The sequence below is a fragment of the Flavobacterium sp. AC267 genome, from assembly GCF_979258715.1.
The window spans coordinates 2,120,077-2,146,532 of sequence record NZ_OZ409875.1 but is presented as its reverse complement, the minus strand read 5'-3'; the positions used below and the strand labels follow the sequence as shown (position 1 = coordinate 2,146,532).

The 26,456-nt window shown below is 32.6% G+C and carries 20 protein-coding genes and 4 pseudogenes; 18 read left to right on the top strand and 6 right to left on the bottom strand.

Going from position 1 to position 26,456, the window contains the following annotated elements; translation table 11 throughout:
• Nucleotides 1-129 precede the first annotated feature (129 nt).
• Together ACZZ95_RS11025 and ACZZ95_RS11020 are read left to right on the top strand one after the other, a co-directional pair.
• The gene (locus ACZZ95_RS11025; protein ID WP_463469042.1) at nt 130-534 is read left to right on the top strand and encodes an MFS transporter; all 405 of its coding nucleotides are present in this window, start codon (nt 130-132) and stop codon (nt 532-534) included.
• Between the two features lie 219 nt (nt 535-753).
• The gene (locus ACZZ95_RS11020) at nt 754-1,497 is read left to right on the top strand and encodes a hypothetical protein (RefSeq protein WP_463469041.1); all 744 of its coding nucleotides are present in this window, start codon (nt 754-756) and stop codon (nt 1,495-1,497) included.
• A 167-nt stretch (nt 1,498-1,664) separates the two neighbouring features.
• Here ACZZ95_RS11020 and ACZZ95_RS11015 read toward each other — a convergent pair.
• A pseudogene (locus tag ACZZ95_RS11015) lies at nt 1,665-3,089 on the bottom strand (APC family permease).
• A gap of 244 nt (nt 3,090-3,333) precedes the next feature.
• On the opposite strand from ACZZ95_RS11015, the gene ACZZ95_RS11010 reads away from it, so the two are divergent.
• From ACZZ95_RS11010 to ACZZ95_RS10970, 9 genes are all read left to right on the top strand, one after another.
• Nucleotides 3,334-3,738, top strand: a complete 405-nt coding sequence (locus ACZZ95_RS11010; protein WP_463469040.1) for a DUF5958 family protein — start codon at nt 3,334-3,336, stop codon at nt 3,736-3,738.
• A 185-nt stretch (nt 3,739-3,923) separates the two neighbouring features.
• On the top strand, nt 3,924-5,288 hold the full coding sequence (locus ACZZ95_RS11005; RefSeq protein WP_463469039.1) for a WG repeat-containing protein: 1,365 nt from the start codon (nt 3,924-3,926) through the stop codon (nt 5,286-5,288).
• A gap of 265 nt (nt 5,289-5,553) precedes the next feature.
• Nucleotides 5,554-5,892, top strand: coding sequence for a hypothetical protein (locus ACZZ95_RS11000; protein WP_463469038.1), 339 nt, complete (start codon nt 5,554-5,556; stop codon nt 5,890-5,892).
• 53 nt (nt 5,893-5,945) lie between these two features.
• Nucleotides 5,946-6,290, top strand: coding sequence for a hypothetical protein (locus tag ACZZ95_RS10995; RefSeq protein ID WP_463469037.1), 345 nt, complete (start codon nt 5,946-5,948; stop codon nt 6,288-6,290).
• Nucleotides 6,291-6,324: 34 nt separating this feature from the next.
• Nucleotides 6,325-6,726, top strand: coding sequence for a methyltransferase domain-containing protein (locus tag ACZZ95_RS10990; protein ID WP_463469036.1), 402 nt, complete (start codon nt 6,325-6,327; stop codon nt 6,724-6,726).
• A 31-nt stretch (nt 6,727-6,757) separates the two neighbouring features.
• Nucleotides 6,758-7,084 (top strand): hypothetical protein, encoded by a 327-nt coding sequence (locus ACZZ95_RS10985; RefSeq protein ID WP_463469035.1) that lies wholly within the window; start codon nt 6,758-6,760, stop codon nt 7,082-7,084.
• A 403-nt stretch (nt 7,085-7,487) separates the two neighbouring features.
• The gene (locus tag ACZZ95_RS10980) at nt 7,488-8,417 is read left to right on the top strand and encodes a phytochrome family protein (RefSeq protein WP_463469034.1); all 930 of its coding nucleotides are present in this window, start codon (nt 7,488-7,490) and stop codon (nt 8,415-8,417) included.
• Complete coding sequence (locus ACZZ95_RS10975; RefSeq protein ID WP_463469033.1) at nt 8,414-8,914, top strand: sensor histidine kinase; 501 nt, start codon at nt 8,414-8,416, stop codon at nt 8,912-8,914. Before ACZZ95_RS10980 ends, ACZZ95_RS10975 begins: the two co-directional genes overlap by 4 nt.
• On the top strand, nt 8,904-9,290 hold the full coding sequence (locus ACZZ95_RS10970; RefSeq protein WP_463469032.1) for a response regulator: 387 nt from the start codon (nt 8,904-8,906) through the stop codon (nt 9,288-9,290). The genes ACZZ95_RS10975 and ACZZ95_RS10970 overlap by 11 nt, the downstream gene beginning before the upstream one ends.
• 2 nt (nt 9,291-9,292) lie before the next feature.
• On the opposite strand, the gene ACZZ95_RS10965 is transcribed toward ACZZ95_RS10970, so the two are convergent.
• The 3 genes and pseudogenes from ACZZ95_RS10965 to ACZZ95_RS10955 form a co-directional block, all read right to left on the bottom strand.
• Entirely contained in the window at nt 9,293-10,456 is a 1,164-nt protein-coding gene (locus tag ACZZ95_RS10965) for a C40 family peptidase (protein WP_463469031.1), read from the bottom strand.
• Between the two features lie 363 nt (nt 10,457-10,819).
• A pseudogene (locus ACZZ95_RS10960) lies at nt 10,820-13,088 on the bottom strand (aconitate hydratase).
• Between the two features lie 129 nt (nt 13,089-13,217).
• Nucleotides 13,218-15,991: pseudogene (locus ACZZ95_RS10955) on the bottom strand (bifunctional aconitate hydratase 2/2-methylisocitrate dehydratase).
• A 435-nt stretch (nt 15,992-16,426) separates the two neighbouring features.
• On the opposite strand from ACZZ95_RS10955, the gene ACZZ95_RS10950 reads away from it, so the two are divergent.
• The 5 genes from ACZZ95_RS10950 (at nt 16,427) to xrtN (ending at nt 20,157) form a co-directional block, all read left to right on the top strand.
• Nucleotides 16,427-16,702: a hypothetical protein gene (locus ACZZ95_RS10950; RefSeq protein ID WP_463469030.1), complete on the top strand. Its 276-nt coding sequence runs from the start codon at nt 16,427-16,429 to the stop codon at nt 16,700-16,702.
• Nucleotides 16,703-16,922: 220 nt separating this feature from the next.
• Nucleotides 16,923-17,426 (top strand): hypothetical protein, encoded by a 504-nt coding sequence (locus ACZZ95_RS10945; protein WP_463469029.1) that lies wholly within the window; start codon nt 16,923-16,925, stop codon nt 17,424-17,426.
• 19 nt (nt 17,427-17,445) lie between these two features.
• Entirely contained in the window at nt 17,446-18,414 is a 969-nt protein-coding gene (locus tag ACZZ95_RS10940) for an XrtN system VIT domain-containing protein (RefSeq protein WP_463471657.1), read from the top strand.
• A gap of 73 nt (nt 18,415-18,487) precedes the next feature.
• Nucleotides 18,488-18,925, top strand: coding sequence for a hypothetical protein (locus tag ACZZ95_RS10935; RefSeq protein ID WP_463469028.1), 438 nt, complete (start codon nt 18,488-18,490; stop codon nt 18,923-18,925).
• Nucleotides 18,925-20,157: an exosortase N gene (gene xrtN, locus ACZZ95_RS10930; RefSeq protein ID WP_463469027.1), complete on the top strand. Its 1,233-nt coding sequence runs from the start codon at nt 18,925-18,927 to the stop codon at nt 20,155-20,157. The genes ACZZ95_RS10935 and xrtN overlap by 1 nt, the downstream gene beginning before the upstream one ends.
• A gap of 56 nt (nt 20,158-20,213) precedes the next feature.
• Here the strand turns inward: xrtN and ACZZ95_RS10925 are convergent, their stop codons facing one another.
• Together ACZZ95_RS10925 and ACZZ95_RS10920 are read right to left on the bottom strand one after the other, a co-directional pair.
• Nucleotides 20,214-21,167 carry an AAA family ATPase gene (locus ACZZ95_RS10925; protein ID WP_463469026.1) on the bottom strand — a complete coding sequence of 318 codons (954 nt, stop codon included), beginning with the start codon at nt 21,165-21,167 and terminating at the stop codon, nt 20,214-20,216.
• Nucleotides 21,168-21,245: 78 nt separating this feature from the next.
• Nucleotides 21,246-22,679 carry a peptidylprolyl isomerase gene (locus ACZZ95_RS10920; RefSeq protein WP_463469025.1) on the bottom strand — a complete coding sequence of 478 codons (1,434 nt, stop codon included), beginning with the start codon at nt 22,677-22,679 and terminating at the stop codon, nt 21,246-21,248.
• A 496-nt stretch (nt 22,680-23,175) separates the two neighbouring features.
• Between ACZZ95_RS10920 and ACZZ95_RS10915 the strand changes: the two genes are divergently transcribed.
• Together ACZZ95_RS10915 and ACZZ95_RS10910 are read left to right on the top strand one after the other, a co-directional pair.
• Nucleotides 23,176-24,615, top strand: a complete 1,440-nt coding sequence (locus tag ACZZ95_RS10915) for an alpha-amylase (protein ID WP_463469024.1) — start codon at nt 23,176-23,178, stop codon at nt 24,613-24,615.
• 142 nt (nt 24,616-24,757) lie between these two features.
• Nucleotides 24,758-26,349: pseudogene (locus tag ACZZ95_RS10910) on the top strand (peptide chain release factor 3).
• Nucleotides 26,350-26,456: the final 107 nt, after the last annotated feature.

Sequence of the window (26,456 nt, the reverse complement as noted above, 5' to 3'; positions counted from 1 at the left end):
ATTTTAAAGACACTACTTAATTGTAGTGTCTTTTTTTTTTAGTCAAACGGCAAAAACTTGAACACGCAAAAGCTTTATATTTGTATATCTATTAAAGTTCTATCTTGCATTACCCTAAAAATCAATATTATGAACGAAAAAATCAAAACTTTACAAATTATTCATCTTGCCATTTGTGCCGGAACTATTCTTGCCTATTATTTTTTAGGAGAGCTTTCTCTTGAAAAATTAAGTATGCCCAATATAGATTCTGCCTCACTAGTTTATGTTTTTATACCCGTTTTAGCTTTTGTTTTTAGTAGTTTTTTATTTAGATCCCAATTAAAACAAATCGATCCAAAATTAAAAGTCGAAGAAAAACTGCCATTTTATCAAGTCGCATCTATAATGCGATGGGCTGTTTTAGAAGGTGCGGCGTTTTTAATATTACTTTTAAAACCAGATTTTATCTTATTTGGAATATTAGTCATCATCTATCTTATCTTCTTAAGACCTACAGAAGAAAGAATTAATAATGATTTAAACGGACTATAAACCTAACCGCAAAGTCTATTCTCTATTCTCTATTCTCTATTCTCTATTCTCTATTCTCCAAAAAGTCGATAACGAAATTTCACTAAATACAGCTCCATTCACGATATATAACAGCCGAAATAACACTTAAAACACTCTTAATGCCTTGTTTTTAGTACATTTTTCAAGTGGCATGTGTATTGGTTTCTAATAACCTATTAACATTAAACCACATGAATTATGAAAAAATCAATTTTTATTTTATGCTTTATCGTTTTTAATTATGCCGTTTCAAAAGCTTGCGACAAATGCGGCAATTACGATAATAGTGATTTCAAAATAAAATCAGCCTCGATAACCCACAAGGCCGATTTAGGAATTACGGTTTGGGATATTAAAGTAGAAGGAACAGCTGGAAAAACAATGCCCAAACCAGTTGGTCAATTAAATGGAGCTCCTGTTCTCGCGTATGTTTTTCCAACCACCTTAAAATCATCTGATATTGGTTTCGGTCAAGCCGAAGGAATTGTCGCTCTGGCACTAACCTCACACCCTGATTTTGAAGACACACCGCTTTGGGACGAAAATCTAGATGGAAATTATCTTAACGATGGTTTGATCTGGCATGCACACTGGGTTTTATTGGTTGAAGATAAACGCGTCGCCGGCGGACTTTCGGTTAGGGAGTTTAAAAAAGGAGATCCAAATGTTGTTTTACCGCCAACAAATCCCGGAATGGCAATGTATATGGACAGCCCAGGTTTTAATATTGCTGTTAAAGGAAATTCTATAAAAGTAATTGTTCCCGATTTTAGAATCAACAACAAAACCAGCTTCAAGTTTGATGCCGTAAGCTGTTATATGGAAGTCAGCACTGGAGCTGGCGGGTCGCATGAAGGCGAAGGAACAAAACCAATGTTAGGCGTTTATAAAGTTTATACAGGTGCTAGCGGTAATCTTTCGCTTCCTTATTCTGTCAAATAATAAAAAAAATGTCTCATTTATCACTTAGTCGAGATGCTTGCCAATTGGAGCAGTTTACTTAAAATATTTTATTGTTCAATTTTGGTTTTAAATTTGTTGCACAAAAAAAGCGCCTTGTAAATTACAAGGCGCTTTGGTTTCTATAAAGAAAGATTCTGATCTTGAAACTAACTTATTTTATCTTCTTTTGGTTTGGTTAAATAATAAACTGGAATTCCTGTCAGCATAATTAAAACTCCCCATCCGCAGGTTGAGAATTTTGTAAGTAATAAAGAAACGCAAATTGCTCGTCGCAATAATAATATACAGCATTGGTAAAAATGGATACCCAAAAGCTTTATAAGGTCTTTCTACATCAGGCATTTTTTTACGTAAAATAAAAATCCCATAGATTGTAAGAATGTAGAAAATCAAAACTATAATAATTACAAAGTCCAATAAATCGCCATACTTTCCAGTCAGACATAAAGCAGAAGCCCACACACATTGTGCCCAAAGCGCCCAAGCAGGAACGCTTGAACTATTTAAAACAGCCGCTTTTTTAAAGAACAAACCATCGTTTGCCATTGTATAATAAACCCTTGCCCCCGCCATAATTAATCCGTTGTTGCAGGCAAAAGTCGAAATCATAATCATAATTGCAATAATCAATGTTCCAATATTTCCGAAAATATATTGCGATGCTACAACCGCTACACGATCAGATTTTGCTGTTGCAATTTCGTCTAACGGAATTACTGCCAAGTACATAATATTCGTTAAAACATAAATAATAGTTACAATAAAAGTTCCTAGAAACAAGCTGAAACCAACATTACGTTTTGGATTTTTAATTTCCCCGGCAATAAAAGTAACGCCATTCCAAGCATCACTTGAAAACAAAGATCCAACCATCGCCGCTGAAATTCCCGTAATCAAAGCCGTTCCGCCAATTGGAAGCCATGAACCGCTTTCTTTATCAAATACGCGAGTATTCCATCCGTCTGCCCAGTTTGCATCCCAAACAGAAGCTTTGGCTCCAAGAGTAAATCCAAAAACGATTAATCCCAGCAATGATAAAATTTTGATAATGGTGAGAACGGTTTGCAGAATTTTACCGTTTTTTACGCCGCGACTATTTATATAAGTCAATAATACAATTGTAAAAATAGAAACAAGCTGTGCAAGCATTAAGTTTAAAAGCCCCTAATTCATAAAGAATATTTTCGTCACTGAAAGGCTCATATAAATAAGCCGCGAATTTAGAAAAAGCCACTCCGACCGCGACAATTGTTCCTGTCTGAATTACAGCAAAAAAACTCCAGCCGTACAAAAAGGCGATTAATTTGTTATAAGCTTCTTTCAAATAAACATATTGTCCACCTGCTTTAGGAAACATCGCGCTTAATTCGCCATAACTTACGGCAGACAATAATGGTAATTAATCCAGAGATAAGCCAAATTAAAGTCAGCCATCCCGCAGATCCTACTTGTCTGGCGATATCGGCACTAACAATAAATATCCCAGATCCTATCATAGAACCAACTACAAGCATAGTTCCGTCTAATAATCCGAGTTCTCTTTTAAAATGTTCTTGGTCGTTTTCTTGCATTTCTATTGGTTTATGGTTGGTTAAAGATATACTTTTTTCTGAAATTTTAAATTTTAGAGCACTGATTTTAGATTATTTAAAAATATTTTGGGCGTGTCCCTTCGGGTCGGGCTTTCGGCTATATCTTTTGTTCCGTTTCTCTTCACAAAAGGATACCGCCTCTATCCCTCACGCGAATCGGTTTCATAAGATCTTTCTCTTCTAAATAGAATTATTGGCACAATAATTATAATAGATATTGTATTTGATTCATGAATCAAAAGAAGAAATTATAAATAAAATCGCCCAAGACAAATTAGATTTTGATCTTGGTTTGCAGTTATTACTTGAAGAGAAGAATAATTTTAAAGAACTTTTTACGACATTACAGAATTATATTTTTAATTCAATTCCAAACAAAACCCATTATAATTCAGAAGCTTATCAGACTGCAATTGATACAATTCCATTAAAACCAACTTATACACCAATTGTAATTTTAAAAAGTTTCCCAACGAAGATTGCATTTAATAAATTAGCTTCACTTCCTGAAAATGAGAATGAAAAAACGGTAACTGCCTTACTTTGGATTTTTAAAATAACAGATACAGAAAGAAGAAATACAGAGTGCAAAAATGGTCGCGGTCATTTTTGGCACAACCTTTATTAGATTTTTTAAAATAAAAACCTTCCTTTACGTCTTCCCGTAAACTTATACCACTCTGCCCCTTTACATTTGCAAGCATATAAAATAAAATCTTTTCAAATTAAAGTAAACCTATTTTAAAAAACTATGTCGAAACAAAATCCCTCAAACAAAAAGCTTTTTTTCTTTTCTTCTTTTATTTAACTGCAATGGCGGTCTTTTCTCAGCAAAACAATGCCCCAATTGACGCAAATAAAATTGCCAAATTACAAAAGAAATATGCGTATGTTTCCAAACCATCTAATGAAGGAACTTTTCTAACGGCAATCAATCCAAAAACTAATAATCAAGTTACTCTGAACTATGAAAACATCAGAGTAGTTGATATTAATGGAAAGATCATTAAAGAAAAAGAATTATCTTCTTATAAATTAGAAATAACAATGGGAGATAAAAATGAAAATTTCCCTCATACACACTGTATTATTGACGCTTCTAATAAAGTGGGACTAATAACTACTACTGGTGAGATTATTCTTCCTCCTACTTACGACCATATAAATGATTTTAATTCTAAAGGTCAAGCAGTTGCATTTTCTGGAACTGATTTACAAGTTATCGACACCAACGGAAAGCCATTGCTTACAGAAAAATACAAATCAAATAGTGATATGAATATTTATTGGGGATACTTACCCGATAACAAATATAGATTCTCTGTTATAAATGATAATGTGATCTGTGGTATTGATGAAAAACATTATGGAATTGTAAATGTTCTAACTAATAAAACTGTTGTTCCTTTTGAATATGAAAAAATTGGAGACAAGCTTTTTATTGATGAAAAGGATACAATAGGTTATTTTGTTTCTAAAAATAACCGAGCTACTATTCTAGATTTTAAAACCAAGAAAGAAATTGCTCCCTTTCCTTTCGAAAAAATTCAGACCGCTTTTATTTACAATAACTCTATTTATATTGATGGTCAAAATAATTCTCAGACTACTCGCGAGAGAAATTATTACGATGTAAAAAATAAAAAAATGGTTTTTGACAATAAAATTTCTTTGGAAAAAGCTGTTCCTTACGATCAAATCTTTTGGAAATATGAGAAAGATGGTATTTCATATCTTTACAATACCGTTAAAAATGAAGTTGTCAAAATTCCAGAAGAAGCCACTAATATCAGAAGGTTAACAGATAATTTGGCACTGTATTCTATTCGTGTTAATGGTAAAACATCATCTTGGATTTTCGACCTTACCCAAAATAAATTTTTACATAAATATGCTTCTCAGGTAGATTCCTACAGTTTCACATTAAAAAAAGGTACAACTTCTCGCGAATATTTTTTTATTACTGAAAAGAAGATACCAAATGATAGTAGATCGGAAAGTACTACCATGTATGACAGAAACTTAAAGACTTATTTTACAGATCTTCATTTAAGCACATCCTATTATGAAAATGATCGAATTGTAATTAAAGAAGAAGTTAATGGCCAATATCCTAATACTGCGTACGACATTGATGGCAATGTGATTGGAAATATAAGAGAATACAAAATGAAATAAATCCGTTTTTTTTATAAATAAAAACTTTTACAGAAATAAAAAATAAGGCCGTAAATAAAAATTTATGGCCTTATCTTTTCCATTCTTTTATAATTCTTATCCTGCCTTTAATCGAAATCATACAGCCTTTTATCTTTATCTCTCTTCGTAAAACATTTTTTTTTAAAATAAAAACCTCTCTTTACGTCTTCCCGTAAACATAAACAGTTTCAAGTATTTATATTTGATTCACTAATCAAAATAAACCAAAACTAGAAACTAATCTATGGAAACAACCAATCCAAATTCGCTTGAAATTTCAAGTCAGTTTTACAATTATGCGGCAGACCTAATGGTGAATCAGGAAAAATCTGCTTATGAAGCTAAGAATGCTTTAATCTTACAGGGGCTTACTCCAGAAAATGCGACTTTTGTTGTGGAGAATGTCGAAGATCAAATACAAGAAGCAAATAATAGCAAAGCTAGAAAAGATATGATCTACGGAGCTTTATGGTTTGCGGGCGGTACTATTTTAACCCTTTCCAATATTGGCTTTATTTTTTGGGGAGCAATATTATTCGGTGGCATTCAATTTTTTAAAGGATTGATAAATTTAAATTCTTAAATTCACTTCAGTATTTTCACACAAATTAATCTTTACTTTTTAAATTTCGAAAAATGAAAAAAACCACTTTTTTACTTTTATTCTTTTTTGCTTCTCTAAGCACATTCGCTCAAGACATTGTTGGTGACTGGAAAGGAGTTCTTAAAGTTCCAAATATGGAGCTTAATGTTGTGTTACATGTTGTAAAAACCGATAATGGCTTCAGCGCTACCATGGACAGCCCAGATCAACAAGCATTTGGCATTCCCGCTACCTCAACAACTTTTGAAAATTCAACTCTAAAAATTGCGGTAGAAAGCTTAACGATCGAATATGAAGGCGTTCTGGATAAAAACCAAGTTATTACTGGAACTTATAAACAAATGGGACAATCTGTTCCTTTAATTTTAAAACGTTAGCATTTTTTACTAACTTTAAAATAAAACTACATATATGACTTGGGATCCCAAAAAATACAACGAGTTTAAAGAAGAACGTTCTAAACCTTTTGAAGATCTTACAAGTCATATTGTTGACCAGCCAAATCTAAAAGTCCTTGATTTAGGGTGCGGTACAGGTGAACTCACAAAGAAACTGTCCGAAAAGCTTAACAATCCAACTGTTCTCGGCATCGATAACTCCGCAGAAATGCTGGCCAAAGCTCCAGTGGGAGAAAATCTTAAATTCGAAGAAAGAACAATTTTAGACCAGCTTAATACTGATAAGAAATGGGATTTAATTTTTTCTAATGCCGCATTACAATGGATTGATAATCATAATGAACTTTTTCCAAAAATAATTTCTTGTATAAATCCAGGTGGTCAGCTGGCTGTTCAAATGCCGCGACAGAAATGAAAATATTCTCAATAAAATACTTTTAAATTTAGTGCAGGAAGAACCTTTTTCGTCTTACTTAAAGAATTGGACACGCCCTTCTCCAGTACTAACTTTGGACGAATACGCAAAAATCCTTTTTGAAAACGGCGGTAAAAATCTAAATATTTATGAGAAAGTCTATCCTCTAATTTCAAATAGTAAAAATGACTTTTTTGATTTTATTTCGGGTTCCGCATTAACCGTTTATCAAGAACGCTTGAAAGAAAATGAATTTGAAGAATTATCAAATGAATTTAAAAAAAGAATTAATGCTTATTTTCCTGTTGTTCCGTCTATTTATGCCTTTAGAAGATTGATCTTATATGCCAAATTTTAGTAGTATCTGCGCATCGTTCAATTAAACAAAAATCCAATTTCCTCTCTTTCAAATGGAGCTATTTTTTTCTCTTTTTTAATTCATAAATGTGACTTTAAAAAATCATTTTTATTACGCCCTGGCAAAAAAACAATATCAAAAAACGATTAAACATTAAATTTCAATTATCTATAAAAACCGAAAAAATTAGTAATTATTTTTTCATTCACTCCTCTTTTTTGCAAATATTATAAGATAAATTTTACTACATTTGAAATAACCATTCCAAATTTATTTTCAAATAGCAAATAAAATTAACAATTGTTTAATTCAAAACAATAGATAACCTTTCCCCATAAGGTTATTTTAAGTTAGAAGCAAAACACCAAAAGACGCTTTATAATTAACCTGCTAATATAAAACTATGTCAAAGCTACGAGCGTTAAAGAACTTTCGCTTCCCCAATGTTTTCATTCTTATTTTAATAGTTTTTATCTCTTGTGCACTTCTTATCTGCATTAATTTTTTTACCATTAAAATTTTATCTGCAAACAGAGCTTACGTTAATGGAGAATCTCATTACTCCAAAGGACAGAAAGATGCATCAAGACATCTGCTAACTTACCTTTACACTAAAAATCCAAATCAATGGAAATTATATTTAGAAGAATTAAAAGTTCCGCAGGGTGATGGTATTGCACGAATTACACTTTTAAAAGCCGGAGACAACAAAATCGCGCGAAATGGTTTTTTAATTGGACGAAATCATGAAGATGATTTGGATGATCTCATTTGGTTATTTGACAATTTCAAACATGTCTCTTTTTTATCAAAAGCAATTGACGAATGGGGAAAAGCCGACAAACTTGTTTTTAGATTATTTATTATAGGCCAGCAGATTAATGCTAAAATCGAAAGAAATCTTTTAACGCTAGAACAAGAACAGCAATACTTAGAAGAAATTAGCACCATAAGCGATCAATTGACTATTAATCAACGGAATTTTTCGAATGTTTTGGGAGAAGGAACCCGAAAAATAAAAGACTTATTAATTATTACTAATGTTTTTTTCATCTTAGTAATAATCTGCGGCGTTTGTCTTTACTATTCAATAATGGTCAAAAGACTTCTTATTTCAAAAAAAGAAATTGAAGTAAAAAATGAAAATTTAATTATTGTAAATCGTGAATTAGATCGATTTGTTTACAGCGCTTCACACGATTTAAGATCTCCAATAACCTCACTAAAAGGTCTTATTGAAATTACAGCTTTAGAAGATGATGTAAATCAAGTGCGCAATTATCTGGAAATGATGCGAGCAAAGCTTGGCCAGACAAGACCAATTTATAAGTGACATTATTGATTATTCTAAAAACAAAAGAAAAAGAAGTAATCATGGAACCTGTAAGTTTAAAGGAGTTATTCAACGAAGCTATTTTACAATTGATGCATATTGAAAACGCCAGCAGAATAAAATTCACACAGGAACTTCTTGTAGATCAAATCGAAAGTGATGGTCTTCGTCTAAAAATCATTATTAACAATCTTTTATCCAATGCCATCAAATATGCTGATTGCAGTAAACAAGAAATGTTTATTACCATTAAAACTTATTTTAGTGACGGTGTAAATAAAATTGAAGTGGCAGATAATGGAATCGGGATTCATGACGACCACAAAGAAAATATTTTTGAAATGTACTTTGGAACAAACAAAAATAAAGGATCAGGATTAGGACTTTATATTGTAAAAGAAGCTGTTGAAAACATTAAAGGAGACATTTCTGTTATTTCAGAAAACAATATCGGAAGTAAATTTATAGTAACCATACCAAATTCTCATGGATTTTAAACCTCAATTCATAATTATAGATGACAATTTAATTGACCAATTTGTAACTAAAAAATTGCTCAAAAAAGGATTAGATGTCAATCCGCTGTTTATAGCAAATAATGGAAAGGAAGGAATAGAATGGCTATTAAAAAATTCAGATAATAATGAATCACTTATTATACTTTTAGATATTCAAATGCCTATAATGAACGGATTTGAGTTTTTAGATGAATTTGCACGACTTGGAGAAGACGTAAAAGAAAAGATTGAGATCTTTGTAATTTCTTCGACTTTGGATACAGAGGAAATTAAAAAGGCAAAAGAAAACAAATATGTTTCTGATTTTTGGAACAAACCGTTCCGATTGGATTTATTAAAAAGCGCTTTTCGTTAGTACTATTCTAAAACTCGATTTACTTGAGAAAATGCTCTTGTGTAATATGGTTCTTTTGTAGAAGAAATCATTACACCTCCGTGAGTTGATGAATGTACAAATTTAATTTCTCCATCGGCTACTTCAACTATCATTCCCACATGATTGATATGACGTCTTCCATTTGTTCTAAAGAAAATCAAATCTCCTTTTTGAGCTTCGTCACTTGTGATTTTTGTACCATAGCGTGATTGCTCTATAGAACTTCTTGGTAATTTAATATCGAAATTATTAAAGGTACAAATCATTAAACCTGAACAATCGAAACCTGCTTTTGTTGTACCGCCCGATCGATAGCGCACTCCAATATTTTCAGTTGCATTTGCGATAATCTGGTCTATTAATTCAGAATGACTGCCAGATGAGAATCTAACAAAAGTAGAATCTCTTTTGATTTCTGGAGCAGTTTCTGCTATTTGAGTTGAAGAAGAAATTGAAGCTATATTAGATTCCTGCAAGTTTTTCGCGACTTGAATTGCATCGGCTTTTTCCTTTGGAACACTAATTTTTAGTAGATAACCTACCGGCACTTTTCCCTTAATTGATGGATTCTGACGCTCTAATTCTGCAACAGTAATTCCATATTCTTTAGAAATACCGTATTTAGTTTCTTTAGATTTTACTTCTCTGTACAATTCAACATTAGTAGAAATAATTTCTGGAGTACTTTCAATTGTTTTTTCATTTAAAGAAGCAACAGTAGAAGAATTTGAAGGAATAACAATCTGCTGTCCGATTTTAAGTCCTTCTGACTCTAAAAGCGGATTTGCTTTCTTTAAATCATCAACAGAGACATTGTATTTTTTTGAAATTCCCCAAAGTGTTTCTTTTGCGACCACTTCGTGTGAATTTGGACTAGTATTTAGAACTACTTCAGATTTAGACTCTGTTTTAGTTTTAACTTTAGCAATATTTTTATTTTTATTCGGAATTAAAAGAACCGAATTTAGTTTTAAGATTTTAGAAGTGTTCGGATTGGCATCAGAAATATCTTTTACTTTCACTCCATATTTTTTAGCAATAACGGAAAGATTTTCTCCTTGTGAAATTTTGTGCTTAACAAAATTATCTTGTGCAAATGCCCCAACACTGAAAAAAAACAACCCTATTATTAATCTAAAAACCATAATCACTATTTAAGTTAGTACTCTTTTTTTTTAAAGTTTAGTTATAGAATTAAACTCAAAAATTACAAATATATTACCTCAAAGGCGAATTTAACTCTTAAAAGCATAAAAACCATAATTTTTAACAATTAATTTATGCTAAAATGCCAAACTTAAAATTGAATTAATATAGAAAAAAGCTTTATTATTGATTTTCAGTTAATTAAAATTTAAACTTACTTTTCTTACAAATATGATTTTTATCTAAAAAATACAATTCCAAAAAAAGTAAAAATTTTGAAGCTTTTTTCCAAGTATTGATGTTAAATAAAAAATGCTCTGTTTTCACAGAGCATTTTCTTTATATAAAGTATTTACTTAAAATTATGCTTTTCCAGCTGCAATTAAGTTTAAAGCAGAACCAGCAACAAACCAGCCAATTTGACCTGCGTTGTAGGTGTGATTTGCTAAGATTATATCTTTTGTACCATCTGCATGAACAAATTCCAATGTCAATGGTTTACCTGGAGCAAATTCGGTTAAATCTAAGAAATTAATAGTGTCATTTTCTTCAATTTTATCGTAATCAGCTTCATTTGCAAACGTCAATCCTAAAAGCCCTTGTTTTTTGAGGTTCGTTTCGTGGATACGTGCAAAAGATTTCACCAATACCGCTTTAACTCCTAAGAAACGAGGTTCCATCGCGACATGCTCGCGAGAAGAACCTTCACCGTAGTTGTGATCTCCAATTACGATAGATGGCACTCCAGTCGCTTTGTAGGCACGAGCAACAGCAGGAACAGCATCGTACTCTCCTGTTAGTTGATTTTTAACTGAATTCGTTTTTTGGTTGAATGCATTTACAGCACCAATCAGCATATTATTAGAAATATTATCCAGATGACCACGGAAACGAAGCCATGGTCCTGCCATAGAGATGTGATCTGTAGTACATTTTCCAAATGCTTTGATTAACAATTTAGCACCAGTAATATTTTTACCATCCCAAGCATCAAATGGAGCCAATAATTGCAAACGCTCTGAAGTTGGACTAACCACAACCTGAACTCCTGAACCGTCTTCAGCCGGAGCTTGGAATCCTGGATCTTCGGCGTAGAAACCTTTAGAAGGAAGCTCGTCTCCTGTTGGAGCATCAAGCATTACTTCTTCCCCATCTTCATTAATTAATTTATCTGTTAATGGATTGAATCCTAAATCACCTGCTATTGCCAGTGCCGTTACCAATTCTGGAGAACCAACGAAAGCTAAAGTGTTTGGATTACCATCTGCACGTTTTGAGAAGTTACGGTTGAAAGAGTGAACAATAGTGTTTCTTTCTTCTTTCTCTGCTCCTTCTCTGTCCCACATACCAATACATGGTCCGCAGGCGTTAGCAAACACAGTCGCGTTGATTTTATTAAACGTATCAATAAATCCATCTCTTTCAATTGTCGAACGAACAACCTCAGAACCTGGAGTAATTGTAAACTTTGCTTTTGTTTTTAAATTCTTAGCGAGCAACTTGCTCTGCTAACGAAGCGAGCACGAGCAATATCCTCATAAGAAGAGTTGGTACAAGAACCAATTAAACCAACCTGAATTTGTAATGGCCAGTTATTTTTTATTGCTTCTTCTTTCATTTTCGAAATTGGAGTAGCTAAATCTGGCGTAAAAGGACCGTTTAAGTGCGACTCTAATTGCGATAAGTTAATTTCGATAACTTGATCAAAATATTTTTCTGGGTCAGCATAAACTTCTGGATCTCCAGTTAAGTAAGAAGCAACCTTATCTGCTCGCATCTGCAACATCTGCTCTATTTGTAGAACGTAAGTAACGACTCATAGAATCATCATAACCAAAAGTTGAAGTTGTAGCTCCAATTTCGGCACCCATGTTACAAATAGTACCTTTACCTGTACAAGACATAGCTGTTGCACCTTCTCCAAAATATTCAACGATAGCACCAGTTCCACCTTTTACAGTAAGAATACCGGCAACTTTAAGAATAACATCTTTAGGAGCAGTCCATCCTGATAATTTACCAGTTAATTTTACTCCAATTAATTTAGGAAATTTAAGCTCCCAAGCCATTCCGGACATAACGTCTACGGCATCGGCACCACCAACACCAATTGCTACCATTCCTAAACCACCTGCATTTACAGTATGTGAATCGGTACCAATCATCATTCCGCCAGGAAAAGCGTAATTTTCAAGCACTACCTGGTGAATAATTCCAGCTCCTGGTTTCCAGAAACCAATTCCATATTTATTAGAAACTGACGACAAGAAGTCGAAAACTTCATTACTTTGTGTTTTTGCTCTGGCCAAATCGGTTGCAAGCATCTATTTTTGCCTGAATCAAGTGATCGCAGTGTACCGTGGTTGGAACCGCAACTGTTTTCTTACCAGCGTGCATAAATTGTAATAATGCCATTTGAGCAGTTGCATCCTGACATGCTACACGATCTGGTGCAAAATCAACATAATCAACTCCTCTTCCAAATGCCTTAGAAGGATTTCCATCCCAAAGGTGATTGTATAAAATTTTCTCTGTTAAGGTAAGTGGACGACCAACAATCTCGCGTGCTTTATCAACACGAGCGGGCATGTTCTCATACACTTTTTTTATCATTTCAATATCAAAAGCCATAAGTTATAATTGTTTTGTTTTTTTTATTTGATCATCACAAGTTACGAAAAATAGAGGAGTTAGAAAAGAAAAAGCCCGAGTTTATCACTCGGGCTTTCTATATATAATGATTATAACTAATCGAATATATTACATCACTAATTGTTTGCTAGAAGGCGCAAACTTAGTCAAACTAATACCTTCTACTGCGACTGTATATTCATCCATTGTAGGAGTTCTTCCAAGAATTGTAGACAAAACAACCACTGGTGTTGAAGAAAGCAATGATTCTCCTTTTTTACCCTCAGTATCTTCTACTACTCTTCCTTGGAACAAACGTGTAGAAGTTGCCATTACAGTATCTCCTTTTGCCGCTTTTTCCTGGTTACCCATACATAGGTTACATCCTGGACGTTCTAAATACAACATGTTTTCGTATTCTGTACGCGCAACACCTTTAGGAGCATTATCGTCGAATTCAAAACCTGAGTATTTCTGTAAAACTTCCCAATCTCCTTCAGCCTTAAGTTCATCTACGATGTTATAAGTTGGCGACGCTACTACAAGCGGCGCTTTAAACTCAACTTTACCATGTAAATCTTCTATATTTTTAAGCATTTGAGCAAGGATTTTCATATCTCCTTTATGAACCATACAAGAACCGATAAATCCAAGATCTACTTTTTTCACTCCTCCGTAGAAAGAAAGAGGTCTGATAGTATCGTGTGTATATCTTTTAGAAACATCAACATTGTTAACGTCTGGATCTGCAATCATTGGCTCTACAATTTGATCCAAATCAATAACTACTTCAGCATAATACTTAGCGTTTGCATCTGGAGTTAAAGCTGGTTTTTCAGCAGACTTAATTTCTGCAATTCTCTTATCAGCTTTATTGATCAATCCTTGAAGAACTTGTTTATGATTATCCATTCCTTTGTCGATCATAATCTGGATTCTCCCTTTTGCAATCTCCAATGAATCAATCAAAGTATCATCTTCAGAAATACAGATAGAAGCTTTTGCTTTCATTTCTGCAGTCCAGTCTGTAAATGTAAATGCTTGGTCAGCAGTAAGAGTTCCTAGGTGAACTTCAATAATTCTTCCTTGGAATACGTTTTCACCACCAAATTTCTTAAGCATTTGAGATTGAGTTGAATGAACTACATCACGGAAGTCCATGTAACCTTTCATTTCTCCAACAAATGTCACCTTTACAGATTCTGGAATTGGCATTGAAGCTTCACCAGTAGCAAGTGCAAGAGCAACTGTTCCTGAATCGGCACCAAAAGCAACACCTTTTGACATTCTTGTATGAGAGTCACCACCAATAATGATAGCCCACTCATCAATAGTAATATCGTTAAGTACTTTGTGAATTACGTCTGTCATTGAATGATAAACGGCTTTCGGGTCACGCGCTGTGATTAAACCAAAATCGTTCATAAATTTCATCAATTTTGGAATATTTGCCTGAGCTTTTTTATCCCATACAGAAGCCGTGTGACAACCAGATTGGTAAGCACCATCAACAATTGGCGAAATAACTGTCGCGACCATAGACTCCAATTCCTGAGCAGTCATAAGACCAGTAGTATCTTGTGAACCCACAATATTAACTTCTACACGAACATCAGAACCAGCATGTAACACTTTACCTGGAGTAATACCAACAGCGTTTTTGTTGAAGATTTTTTCTACTGCAGTAAGACCTTGACCTTCAATAGAAATTTCTTTTGATGGAGCAAATACAAGAGGAGCTTCAACATCAAGAACTTTTGTCGCTAATGTTTGCAATTTTTTACCAAATACAATTGCGTATGATCCTCCGGCTTTTATAAATTCCATTTTCTGAGGTGTGAATGCCTTAGAAATATCAATTAATTCTTTATCGCCGTTATAAAGCTTTTTAGTTTTGGTGTTTATTGTAAGTACAGTTCCTGTAGCAACAGAGTATGCTTCTTCCAAAACAGGTTCATTATTCTCGTTACGAATAACATCTCCATTTGCATCAAGTTTTTTAACCCAGTTTTTAAGATCTAAACCAATACCACCTGTAACATCTACAGTTGTTAGGAAAATTGGAGAGATACCGTTTGTTCCTGCAACAATAGGAGCAATATTAATAAATGGAACATATGGACTTGCTTGTTTACCAGTCCAAAGCGCCACGTTGTTTACACCAGACATTCTTGACGAACCTACACCCATTGTACCTTTTTCAGCAATAAGCATTACGCTTGCGTCTGGATATTGCGCTTGCGAGCATTTTAATTTCGTCTTGTGCCTGAGGCGTGATCATACATTTACCATGAAGTTCACGGTCAGAACGTGAGTGAGCTTGGTTACCTGGAGATAGCAAATCTGTAGAAATGTCTCCTTCACCAGCGATATATGTAACTACTTTAATTTCTTCAACAACTTCTGGCAGTGAAGTAAAAAACTCTGCCTTTGCATAACTTTCAAGAATTTCTCTTGCGATTGCATTATCATTTTTAAATGCTTCTTTAAGACGGTCAGTGTCTGCCTCGTAAAGGTAAACTTGAGTCTTAAGAACATTTGCCGCTTCTTTTGCAATAGAAGCATCATTACCCAATGCTAGATCCAACAGAACCTCAATAGAAGGTCCGCCTTTCATGTGTGATAATAATTCAAAAGCAAAAGCAGGAGTTATCTCTTTTACTAAGGATTGACCAAGAATGATTTCCTTTAAAAATTTAGCTTTAAGACCAGCAAGCACTAGTGGTCCCAGGCACAACATTATAAATAAAAAATTTAAGAGAGTCTTCTCTGTATTCGTTATTTAAATCTTTAATTTGTTCAATGATTTCGCTTAATAATTCAGCACCATCAATTGGTTTCGGGTGAAGCCCTTGACCTTTTCTTTCTTCAATTTCTTGGATATAATCCTGATAAATGTTCATAGTAAGAAGTATTTCTAGGTATTTTTATTTTTTTGTTCGCAAATTTAGTTATTAAAGCCGAGAATTAAAAAAAATATAATAGAACTCGCCTTTTCAAAAATTATTATTGTTAAAAAACGATTTTGACCGTCTGTTTTTGCTAAAAACTCAATTTTGCATAAAAAAAATGAATTATTGATATTTTAAAATCTTTTCTTTAACAAAGTCGAAATTTAATGTTACGCAGTAAGTGAGATTTTACCTCTATTTTCGCTAAGAATCTTTCTAAATAATCAATTATAACGTTATAGTTGGAGTTTTCTTGGTCTAAATTTGGATTTCTCACACACCTCTTTTTTTTACCAAAACAGAGATTTAAAAAAATGCCATAAAAAATTTGTAATTCAAATTTTATTATAACTTTGCAATTCAAAGTTCTTTTAAAAACATAAAACTATGAAATACAAATTAAAAAATACGAATGATTATTTTCAACAAACTGGAGTTGGTATCAGCACAATAGTTACGATGTTTAATATGCTTTTTCTAATCGTTTTATTAGCGAGTGAAAAATTCAATTTCGGCATGTCGCCCTTCTTAACACTACCTTTAGTAATTGTGTTTATATTTGGCGTTGTATTATCTTTTTCTTGTCCTCAGAAAAAGAGAAAAATATATTCATCTGCTTCCTTTTCTTTTGTTAAACTGGCTAATAGGTTGTTTTTGCCTTAATACTTCTATTCCTATTTTTGAAGATTTACCAGTCTGGATTTACATCACAACCTTACTTTTTTGTATTACAAATTTTTTCATCTATCAAAAATTAGAAGAGAACTACATTTCACTTTCACTTTTCTTTATAAATGGAGTTTGCTACACCGTAATACTATATTACACTTTATATCTTTTACCAATTTTTCCATTTTCAATTATTGCAATTTTAGTTCTTGGAATGGGATTCTATGGGGTGGTACCGCTAATTATTTCAGTTATTCATTTAAGCAAGATGATCCGGTCTCTTCAGGAAAACCAAAAATTTTTCAAGTCATTTGCTCTGGGATTTTTAACCGTTATTATTGGTTTAACTGCTTTTGTGATCCGATTAAATAGTGAAAGTGAAAAAATAATCAAAAATAATACTATCAGCTCTTTTGATCACAATGAGGATTTACCTACTTATATAAAAATTTCTCAAAATTTAAAGCCTAATTTTTTTAATGAAATTCTATTAAAAAAGGACATTGTTTATAAAGGCCCAGAAGAGTTTTTTAGATTTAGAGGTCTAGATTCTTTTGGAACTAAACAATTTAATGAAAGAAAAGTTCATAATCCATTTATAACAATTGCATATCTTTTTTGCAAAGATCTTAATTTAGATGGTGATGACCGAATCAATATTTTAAAATCAAATTTTGATAAACGTCTGGAAACCGAGGAACAATTAGTGGAGCGGTGAAGATTTATTTACCAAAAATATAAAGGAAGACGTAAAATTATATCCCGATTCGAGATTGGCATACACCGAAATTACTATGAATATCGCGTCCGAAAAAGATTTTTGGCAGAATAAAGAAGCTATTTATTCTTTTCAGCTACCTGAAGGTTCTGTGGCCACATCACTCTCTTTATGGGTTAATGGCATCGAACGAAAAGGGGTTTTAACTACAAAAGAAAAAGCTCAAACTGCTTACAAACAAATTGTGGGAGTTGAAAGCCGTGATCCGTCATTAATGCAGTGGAAAGAAGGCAATAAAGTTGTCGTGAGAGTTTTTCCTATCAATTCTAAAACTCCCCGTACCTTTAAATGCGGTTTTACAACACCTCTAAAAGTAGAAGATCATGAAATGAAATATGAAAGTCTTTCTATAAAAGGTCCAAATATTTCAAATGCTTCAACAGTTTCACGAATTCAGATAATTGGCAATTCTAAAGTCCAAACCAGTAAAAATTTTGATTTAAAAAACAATACTTACCTTAATCAATCAACAGGGCCTGACAGCTGGTCTGCCGTTATCCCTTTAAACAAAACGCTCCTTCCAAATTCTTTTGTGTGGAAGGATAAGGTATATGAGGTAAAAAATATTCAAAAAACAGTTGTCCCATTTAAAGCTTCTGAAATTATTTTAGACCTAAACAGTAAATGGACAACTCTGGAAATTGAATCTTTTTTAAACTTAAAAGGAAAACGATTTTACGTTTATATTGATAAAGAAAAAAAGGAAATCAATAAAGAGAATTACACAAATCTTCAATCAGAATTTACAGATTTACAATATTCTTTACTTCCTCTTTATAAAATTGCAAAGAACAGTTTAATCGTTACTAAATGCGGTACTTTCTCCGCTAATTTTGAAGAACTTGAAAAATTTAATTATTTAGAGAAAATAAGAACTGAAACTAAGAAGCAAAATTTAAAAGTCATAAATATCGCAAAGAGAAATTAATCCGTTTTGGCAGACTGCTAAAGAGCAAAAATATGTCGAATATTTCCAGACAACTTTAAGAAATGGTTTAAAAATGATAGAAGAAAATCAATTTGCAACCTTTAAAACAGCTGAAAATTTAGTTAATATTGAATCTGCACAAATTTCTATTCAGGAAAACCCTAAAGACAGTATTTCTAAAAGTTCTGGTTCCAACCATATTTACAGAATGTACGCTTTTGGAAAAGTCCTTGAAGAACAAGTTAAAATTCAAGGAGATACTTTAACTGCCAACAAATATGTAAGTCTTGCAAAAGATGCCAATATTGTGACTCCAATTTCATCTTTGATAGTTCTTGAAACTGATGAGGATTACAAAAAAAATGGAATTGAAAAAAATGTAGACACTTTAGGAAATGCTTCTATAAATAATGACGGCGCCGTTCCTGAACCGCATGAATGGGCCTTAATTTTTATTGCAGGCACAACTTTATTCTTGTATTACAGAAAAAGCAAAAAGCAGTCAAACTAATGAAAGAGTTTATAGTACAGCATACGAAAAGTATATTCATAGCAATGACAATTGTACTGTTATTGCTCAATTACAGCATTATTTTAAATGGTCTGGATGCTAATATGTTTGGTATTGTATTTTCAATAGTTTTATTTATTATTGGAGGAAGAAAGACCAATTTAAATTTAAACTATTCCCTTTTTGGGTTACTATTTATATTAGAGTTTATAAGTTTTCGCCTGCATACAAAATCGCCGCATTTTCTGGCTTTGGCTGTATTTGTATGTTTGCTGTACTATAATTTTACTGGAAAATTTTCATTTATTGCCTTTTTCTGTGTTATACTATTCTCGTCACTTTTTAATACTTTTTTTAATTATTTAACAACCGAGATAAAGCAAACATTGTGTTACACCAGCTATTTGGCTTTAAAAAATTTTATTGCAATTGACAAGATAGAAGGCGTAAATTTCTATATCAATAATTCTAAAATTACGGTAGACACGGCCTGTATGGGACTATCTATGTTTAAAACAGGATTGCTCAGCGGTGCTTTTTTATTGACTTTAGAAGAAAGAAAACAGCAAGCCTATTTTAACATTAAACAGATTGTAGTTTTTTGTTTTATTATGATTGCTCTTAATATTGTTTCTAATTTTTTCAGAATCATAACTTTAATACTATTCAATTGCACAGAAGAAAATATAATGCATCACAGTATTGGAATCCTTTGTTTCGTTTTTTATCAAATTATCCCGATGCTGTTTTTAATTCGTTTTTTTAAACCTGAAAAAAAAGAACTTGTTTCCAAAAAGAATTATGCCAGACTATTTCCGGCTTTAATGGCTTTAGGATTATTATTTGTGACTAGTTTGAAAATCAAAACAGACCAAAACTATGATATCTTAAAAGACCTAAATCCAAAATATGCTATTGAAAAGGGAAGCTGGGTTGATAAAGAAGTTTATAAAATTTCAACTCCTGAAAAACTTATTTATATTAAAACACCTATTCACAAACCTTTAATTTGCTGGACTGGAGACGGCTATACAGTAACAGAATCAAAACAAATAGACAGAAATAACGAAAAGATCTGGCAGGTTAAAATGGAGAAAAATAACATTCAATACCTTTCTTTTTGGTGGTATGAATGCGATAACAAAAAATACACCTCACTGGTAGATGTGTTATTTATAAAGTTGTTTTACAACAAATCGGTGCGGTTAATTAACGAGACCATCAAGGTATAAAACTACAAAGCCGGAAAGATTTTACAATCTTTCCGGCTTTTAATCTTAATGTATTTTTACATCAGCTTTTGAATAATAACTTCTTCAGTTATTCCTTCCGCATCTGCTTTATAATTTTTAATAATTCTATGGCGTAAAATTCCAGTTGCAACTGCTTGCACATCTTCAATATCTGGTGAAAATTTTCCGTTAAAAGTCGCGTGTGCTTTTGTCGCTAAAATCAAGTTTTGAGATGCTCTTGGTCCTGCTCCCCAATCCAAATAATTTTTCACAAAATCATTAGACAACGGATTGTCTGGACGTGTTTTACTTACTAATGTTACAGCATATTCAATAACATTATCTGCAACAGGAATTCTGCGGATTAAATGTTGAAAATCTATAATTTCCTGCGCTGTAAATAAAGGGTTAATTTCTGTTTTAACATCAGAAGTGGTTCGTTTTACCACTTGAACTTCTTCTTCAAAAGTTGGATATTCTAATTTTACCGCAAACATAAAACGGTCTAACTGCGCCTCAGGCAATGGATATGTTCCTTCCTGCTCAATTGGATTTTGAGTTGCCAAAACGAAATACGGCAAATCTAATTTATGATGCTGGCCCGCTATAGTTACCGATCTTTCCTGCATAGCCTCAAGTAAAGTCGCCTGAGTTTTTGGAGGCGTTCTATTAATCTCGTCGGCTAAAATGATATTAGAAAAAATTGGTCCTTTAATAAATTTGAAATTTCTATTTTCATCCAAAATCTCACTTCCTAAAATATCAGAAGGCATTAAATCTGGGGTAAACTGAATTCTTTTAAAATCCAAACCTAAAGCTTGAGACAATGTATTAATCATTAAGGTTTTTGCCAAACCGGGAACGCCTATTAAAAGTGCATGTCCTCCAGAAAATATACAAAGTAAAATTTGATCTACAACGGCGTCCTGCCCTACAATTATTTTCGCTATTTCTTTTTTTAATTCGTTTCTTTTTTGAACTAAATTGTGAATTGCTGTTACGTCAGACATTTATGAGTGTATTTAAAATTAAAAAGAGTTAATTCTATGAAATCATAAAACTAACTCTTTTTATTTATTTAATAAAAATTATTTTTTCAACCAGTTGTTTGCGAAGTCGCATTCTTTGTATTCTCCAATAATTTTAATGTAAGTATCTTTAATCTTATTATCAAACCATTTTGCAATTGCATTGATCTGCTTTTCTTTCAACGCTAATTCTTTAATTTTTGTATAATCTTTAGCGTAGTCAGCAGTATGATCTTCAATTCTATTAGTTACAGTAATAAGTTTATAGGTCTTTTTACCTTTATCGTCTGTATTTAAAAGCAGCTGTGTTACTTCATTTCCTTTTAAATTAGAAACCTGGCTATACAACGTTGGATCCATTTTTGTTAATTCGAAACGAGTATCCTGAGTTGTTGGGTTTACCAAAGTTCCTCCATTTGTTCTAGTTTCTTTTTCATCAGACTCTGTTCTTGTCGCATCTGCAAATGATATTTCATTACCAACAATCTTATTTCTAATATTAGTAATTCTTTCTTTTGCTTCTTTTAAAGCTACTTCAGAAACTGTAGGAGCAATCAAAATATGACGTAACTCTACTTCTTGTCCTTTAATTTTTTCAACCATAATAATATGGAATCCAAAAGTTGTTTCGAATGGTCGCGAAATTTCACCTGCCTGCAGACTAAAAGCAACGTCTTTAAACTCTTTTACGAAAGAAGTTTTTCTGTTCATTTTATAATAACCTCCATTTGGAGAAGATCCTGGATCTTGAGAATATAAAACTGCCTTAGTAGCAAAACTTGAACCATCAAGAACATCTTGTCTTATACCATTTAATCTATCGATTACTTTTTGTTTATCTTCTTTAGAGACTTTTGGCTCAACAACAATTTGAGCTACTTCCATTTCAGCACCAAAAGTCGGTAATTCATCTTTTGGGATTTTCTTAAAGAAATTACGAACTTCTTCTGGAGTAATTTCAACATCTTTAATAATCTTGTCTCTCATCTCTGAAGCAAGTTTTTGCTCTTTTAAGATGTCGGCAAAATAAGTTTTAAATTCTTCAACAGAACTCTTCTTGTAGTATTCAACAACTTTACTGATATCTCCTCCTACTTGCTGCGTCATATAATTCAGACGCTCTTCCATCATCCCTCTAACTTCGGCATCACTCACAATAATACTATCCTGAATTGCTTGGTGAGCATACAATTTGTCTTCTAGAAGTTTACCTAGCATCTGACATCTTGTAATATCTTTAGTAGATCCGCCTTGAGCTGTAATCTCTAAAAATCCTTTATCAATATCAGAATCTAAAACAATATAATCTCCTACTGTTGCAATAATTCCGTCAATTTTTAATTTCCCGCCTGAATGAGTTTCAACAGGTTTTTCAGCTACAACATCAGGAATTATTTCTTGTGCTGTAATAATTGGAGCAAAAAAAAGAAAAAAACAAACTGTTAGTGCAAACCTGTAGTCAATTGTTTTTAGCTGTAACTTTTTTAATAACATTATTTTAAATTTTATTTGAATGTAAGCCTGTTTGAGATAATCCTCCAAAATTATGGATGTTTTTAATACTTTATCAAAACATAAATAATTAAAGTATAGTTCTTTCGTAACTTATAACGAACAAAAATAACAATTCAATTACATAATACAACTATCCGATATACTATTAACAAAAAATTATAGGATCAATCCTTTATTGTCTTCAAAAAAACTGATGTTCTTTCCTGAAATTCAGCGATTAACACATTCCTAATCTCCTTAGTATAACATTCAATTTCTTCTGAGAAATAAACACTTAATTACAAGTCATTTAAAAAAGTTCTCAACACTACAACGTTTTCGTAACTAACTATTTCCTCACAAATTAAAATTAATGCAAAAAAAATATACTTTAGATGCGTAATTAATAATTTACAGCGTCTTAAAATGATAATTTCTATTTTTAAAACCTAAAATTAGACAATTACAATAACTATTTAACTAAACCCTATCTATCATGAAAAAACCTTTTTTAAAGTTGTGCCTTATTACAGCTTTCGCAGGAATGCTCTATTCTTGCTCAGAAAACGAAACGAGCGAAATTGACTCAAAAGCTGAAAGTCAGCAATTCAAAGTTATTGATGTTACACATCACGATGGAAAACCTTTTAGCACAGGAGCTTCCAGTTCTTCAACTGGAAAATATGTTGACAATCCCGGAGGAGGCGTTATGATTCAGGCTTTTTATTGGGACGTTCCTGCTGGTGGAAACTGGTGGAATACTGTAAGCTCTAAAGTAACTGCTTGGTCAAATGCTGGAATTGGTTCGATATGGCTTCCACCCGCATCTAAAGCTCAAAATGGAGCATTTTCCATGGGATATGATCCTACAGATTATTTTGATTTTGGAGATTTCAATCAAAATGGAACTACAGAAACCCGCTTTGGTTCAAAGACCGAATTAGTAAGTTTGATTACAAAAGCACATACTGAAAACATGAAAGTTTATGCAGACATTGTCATTAATCATAATAGCGGCGGACAATCTGAAGCAAATCCATTCACAGGAACTAATACTTGGACAAATTTTAATGGAGTTGCATCAGGAAAATTCAAACGTACCTATTCTAATTTTTATAAAAACAGTTATGGCAATAATGACGAAGGTTCTTTTGGAGGATTTCCAGATTTATGCCACGCAGATCCTTACGTACAAGATTGGTTATGGAAAAGAGCTGATGGCGTTGGGAAGTATTATAAAAATACCATGAAGTTTGACGGATGGAGATTTGACTACGTTAAAGGTTTTGGCGCTTGGGTCGTAAAAGACTGGAATACAAATGTAGGTGGTTTTTCTGTAGGCGAATTATGGGATTCTAATGTAAACATATTAAATGATTGGGCTAATAATGCAAATAGTTCTGTATTTGATTTTGCTTGTTATTATAAAATGAATGATGCTTTCGACGGAAATAATCTGGCTCTTTTAAATGATGATATGATGTGGAAAAGAAATCCGTATAAAGCGGTAACCTTTGTAACCAATCATGATACCGATGAAATTTGGAGCAAATTATTGGCGTATTCCTATATATTAACTCATGAAGGTTATCCAACAATATTTTATAGAGATTACGAAGAATGGCTGGATAAAAATAAATTGAATAATTTAATTTGGATTCATAATAATAAAGCAACTGGAACCACTTCGATTCTTTACTCTGACAACGATGAATATGTAGCTAGAAGAAATGGTTATAATGGAAATCCCGGACTAGTTGTTTACATAAACAATTCTGACGTTTGGCAGGAAAGATGGGTTGAGACCAATTGGGCGAGCACTCAAATTAAAGACTTCACCGGAAATTCGACTTGGTTCCCAACTACTCAAGCCGATAAATGGGTAAAAATACAATGTCCTCCCAAAGGATATTCAATTTGGTCAATTAATCAGTAATTTAAAATGACTATTGTAAGGCTGTTTTAGAACAGCCTTACTTTTTTTAAAGAATCTTTAAGCGAAAGACTTCCAAATTAAGAAGTGAATATTTTTATTAAGCCGTAATTAATAGTATTTTTGCAACCTATTTATACGAAATATGAGCTTTTTAAAAGAAATACAACGCAGAAGAACATTTGGAATTATATCGCATCCCGATGCTGGTAAAACAACATTAACAGAAAAGTTATTGTTATTTGGAGGGGCAATTCAGGAAGCGGGAGCTGTAAAAAACAATAAAATTAAAAAAGGAGCAACGAGTGATTTCATGGAAATCGAACGCCAAAGAGGTATTTCGGTTTCGACTTCTGTACTTGCTTTTAATTATAAAGACAAAAAAATCAATATCCTTGATACTCCAGGACACAAGGATTTTGCTGAAGATACATTTAGAACCTTAACCGCTGTTGACAGTGTAATCGTTGTTATCGACGTTGCAAAAGGGGTTGAGGAACAAACTGAAAAATTAGTGGCAGTTTGTAGAATGCGTAACATTCCGATGATTGTTTTCATTAATAAGTTAGACCGTGAAGGTAAAGATGCTTTCGATTTGATGGATGAGGTGGAGCAAAAATTAGGTCTAAAAGTTACGCCTTTAAGTTTCCCGATTGGAATGGGTTATGATTTTCAGGGAATTTACAATTTATGGGAAGAAAACATTAATCTTTTCAGTGGTGACAGCCGTAAAAATATTGAAGAAACAATTGCTTTTTCTGATGTTCAAAACAATCCAGAATTAGATAAAATTGTTGGTCAAAAAGCGACCGAAAGACTTCGTGAAGAATTGGAATTAATTGATGAAGTTTATCCAAAATTTGAGCGTCAGGATTATTTGGATGGAAAAATACAACCTGTATTTTTTGGATCTGCTTTGAATAATTTTGGAGTTCGTGAATTACTAGATTGTTTCGTTGCAATAGCTCCATCACCAAGACCAAAAGATTCAGAAACTCGTTTGGTTGATCCAACTGAAGAAAAAATGTCAGGTTTTGTATTTAAAATCCATGCTAATATGGATCCTAAACACCGTGACCGTTTGGCATTTATCAAAATTGTTTCTGGAACTTTTGAAAGAAACAAACCTTATTACCACGTTCGTCAGAAAAAAATCTAAAATTTTCTAGTCCGAATGCTTTTTTCGCTGAGAAAAAAGAAATCGTTGATATTTCATATCCAGGAGATATTGTAGGTTTGCACGATACAGGAAATTTTAAAATTGGAGATACTTTAACAGAAGGCGAAATTATGAGCTTTAAAGGAATTCCAAGTTTCTCTCCAGAACACTTTAGATACATCAATAATGCAGATCCGATGAAAGCAAAACAATTGGATAAAGGTGTCGACCAATTAATGGACGAAGGTGTTGCGCAGTTATTTACTTTAGAAATGAATAACCGTAAAGTAATTGGAACTGTTGGAGCGCTTCAATATGAGGTAATTCAATACCGTTTGGAGCATGAATATGGTGCAAAATGTACTTATGAGAATTTCCCTGTTCACAAAGCTTGCTGGGTAAAACCTGATGATGCTAAAAATGAGGAATTCAAAGAATTTAAACGTATCAAGCAAAAATTCTTAGCTCATGATAAGTACGGTCAATTGGTATTTTTAGCCGATTCTGATTTTACGATCCACATGACACAAAGTAAATATCCAAGTGTAAAATTATACTTTACATCAGAGTTTGATTAATTCTTTTTTTAAGAAGAAAAACATAAAAAAGGCTGTCTAATATATTTTAGACAGCTTTTTTCTTTATACTCTCACAAGTTTGTTGATTACTGAGTATAGTTAATTCC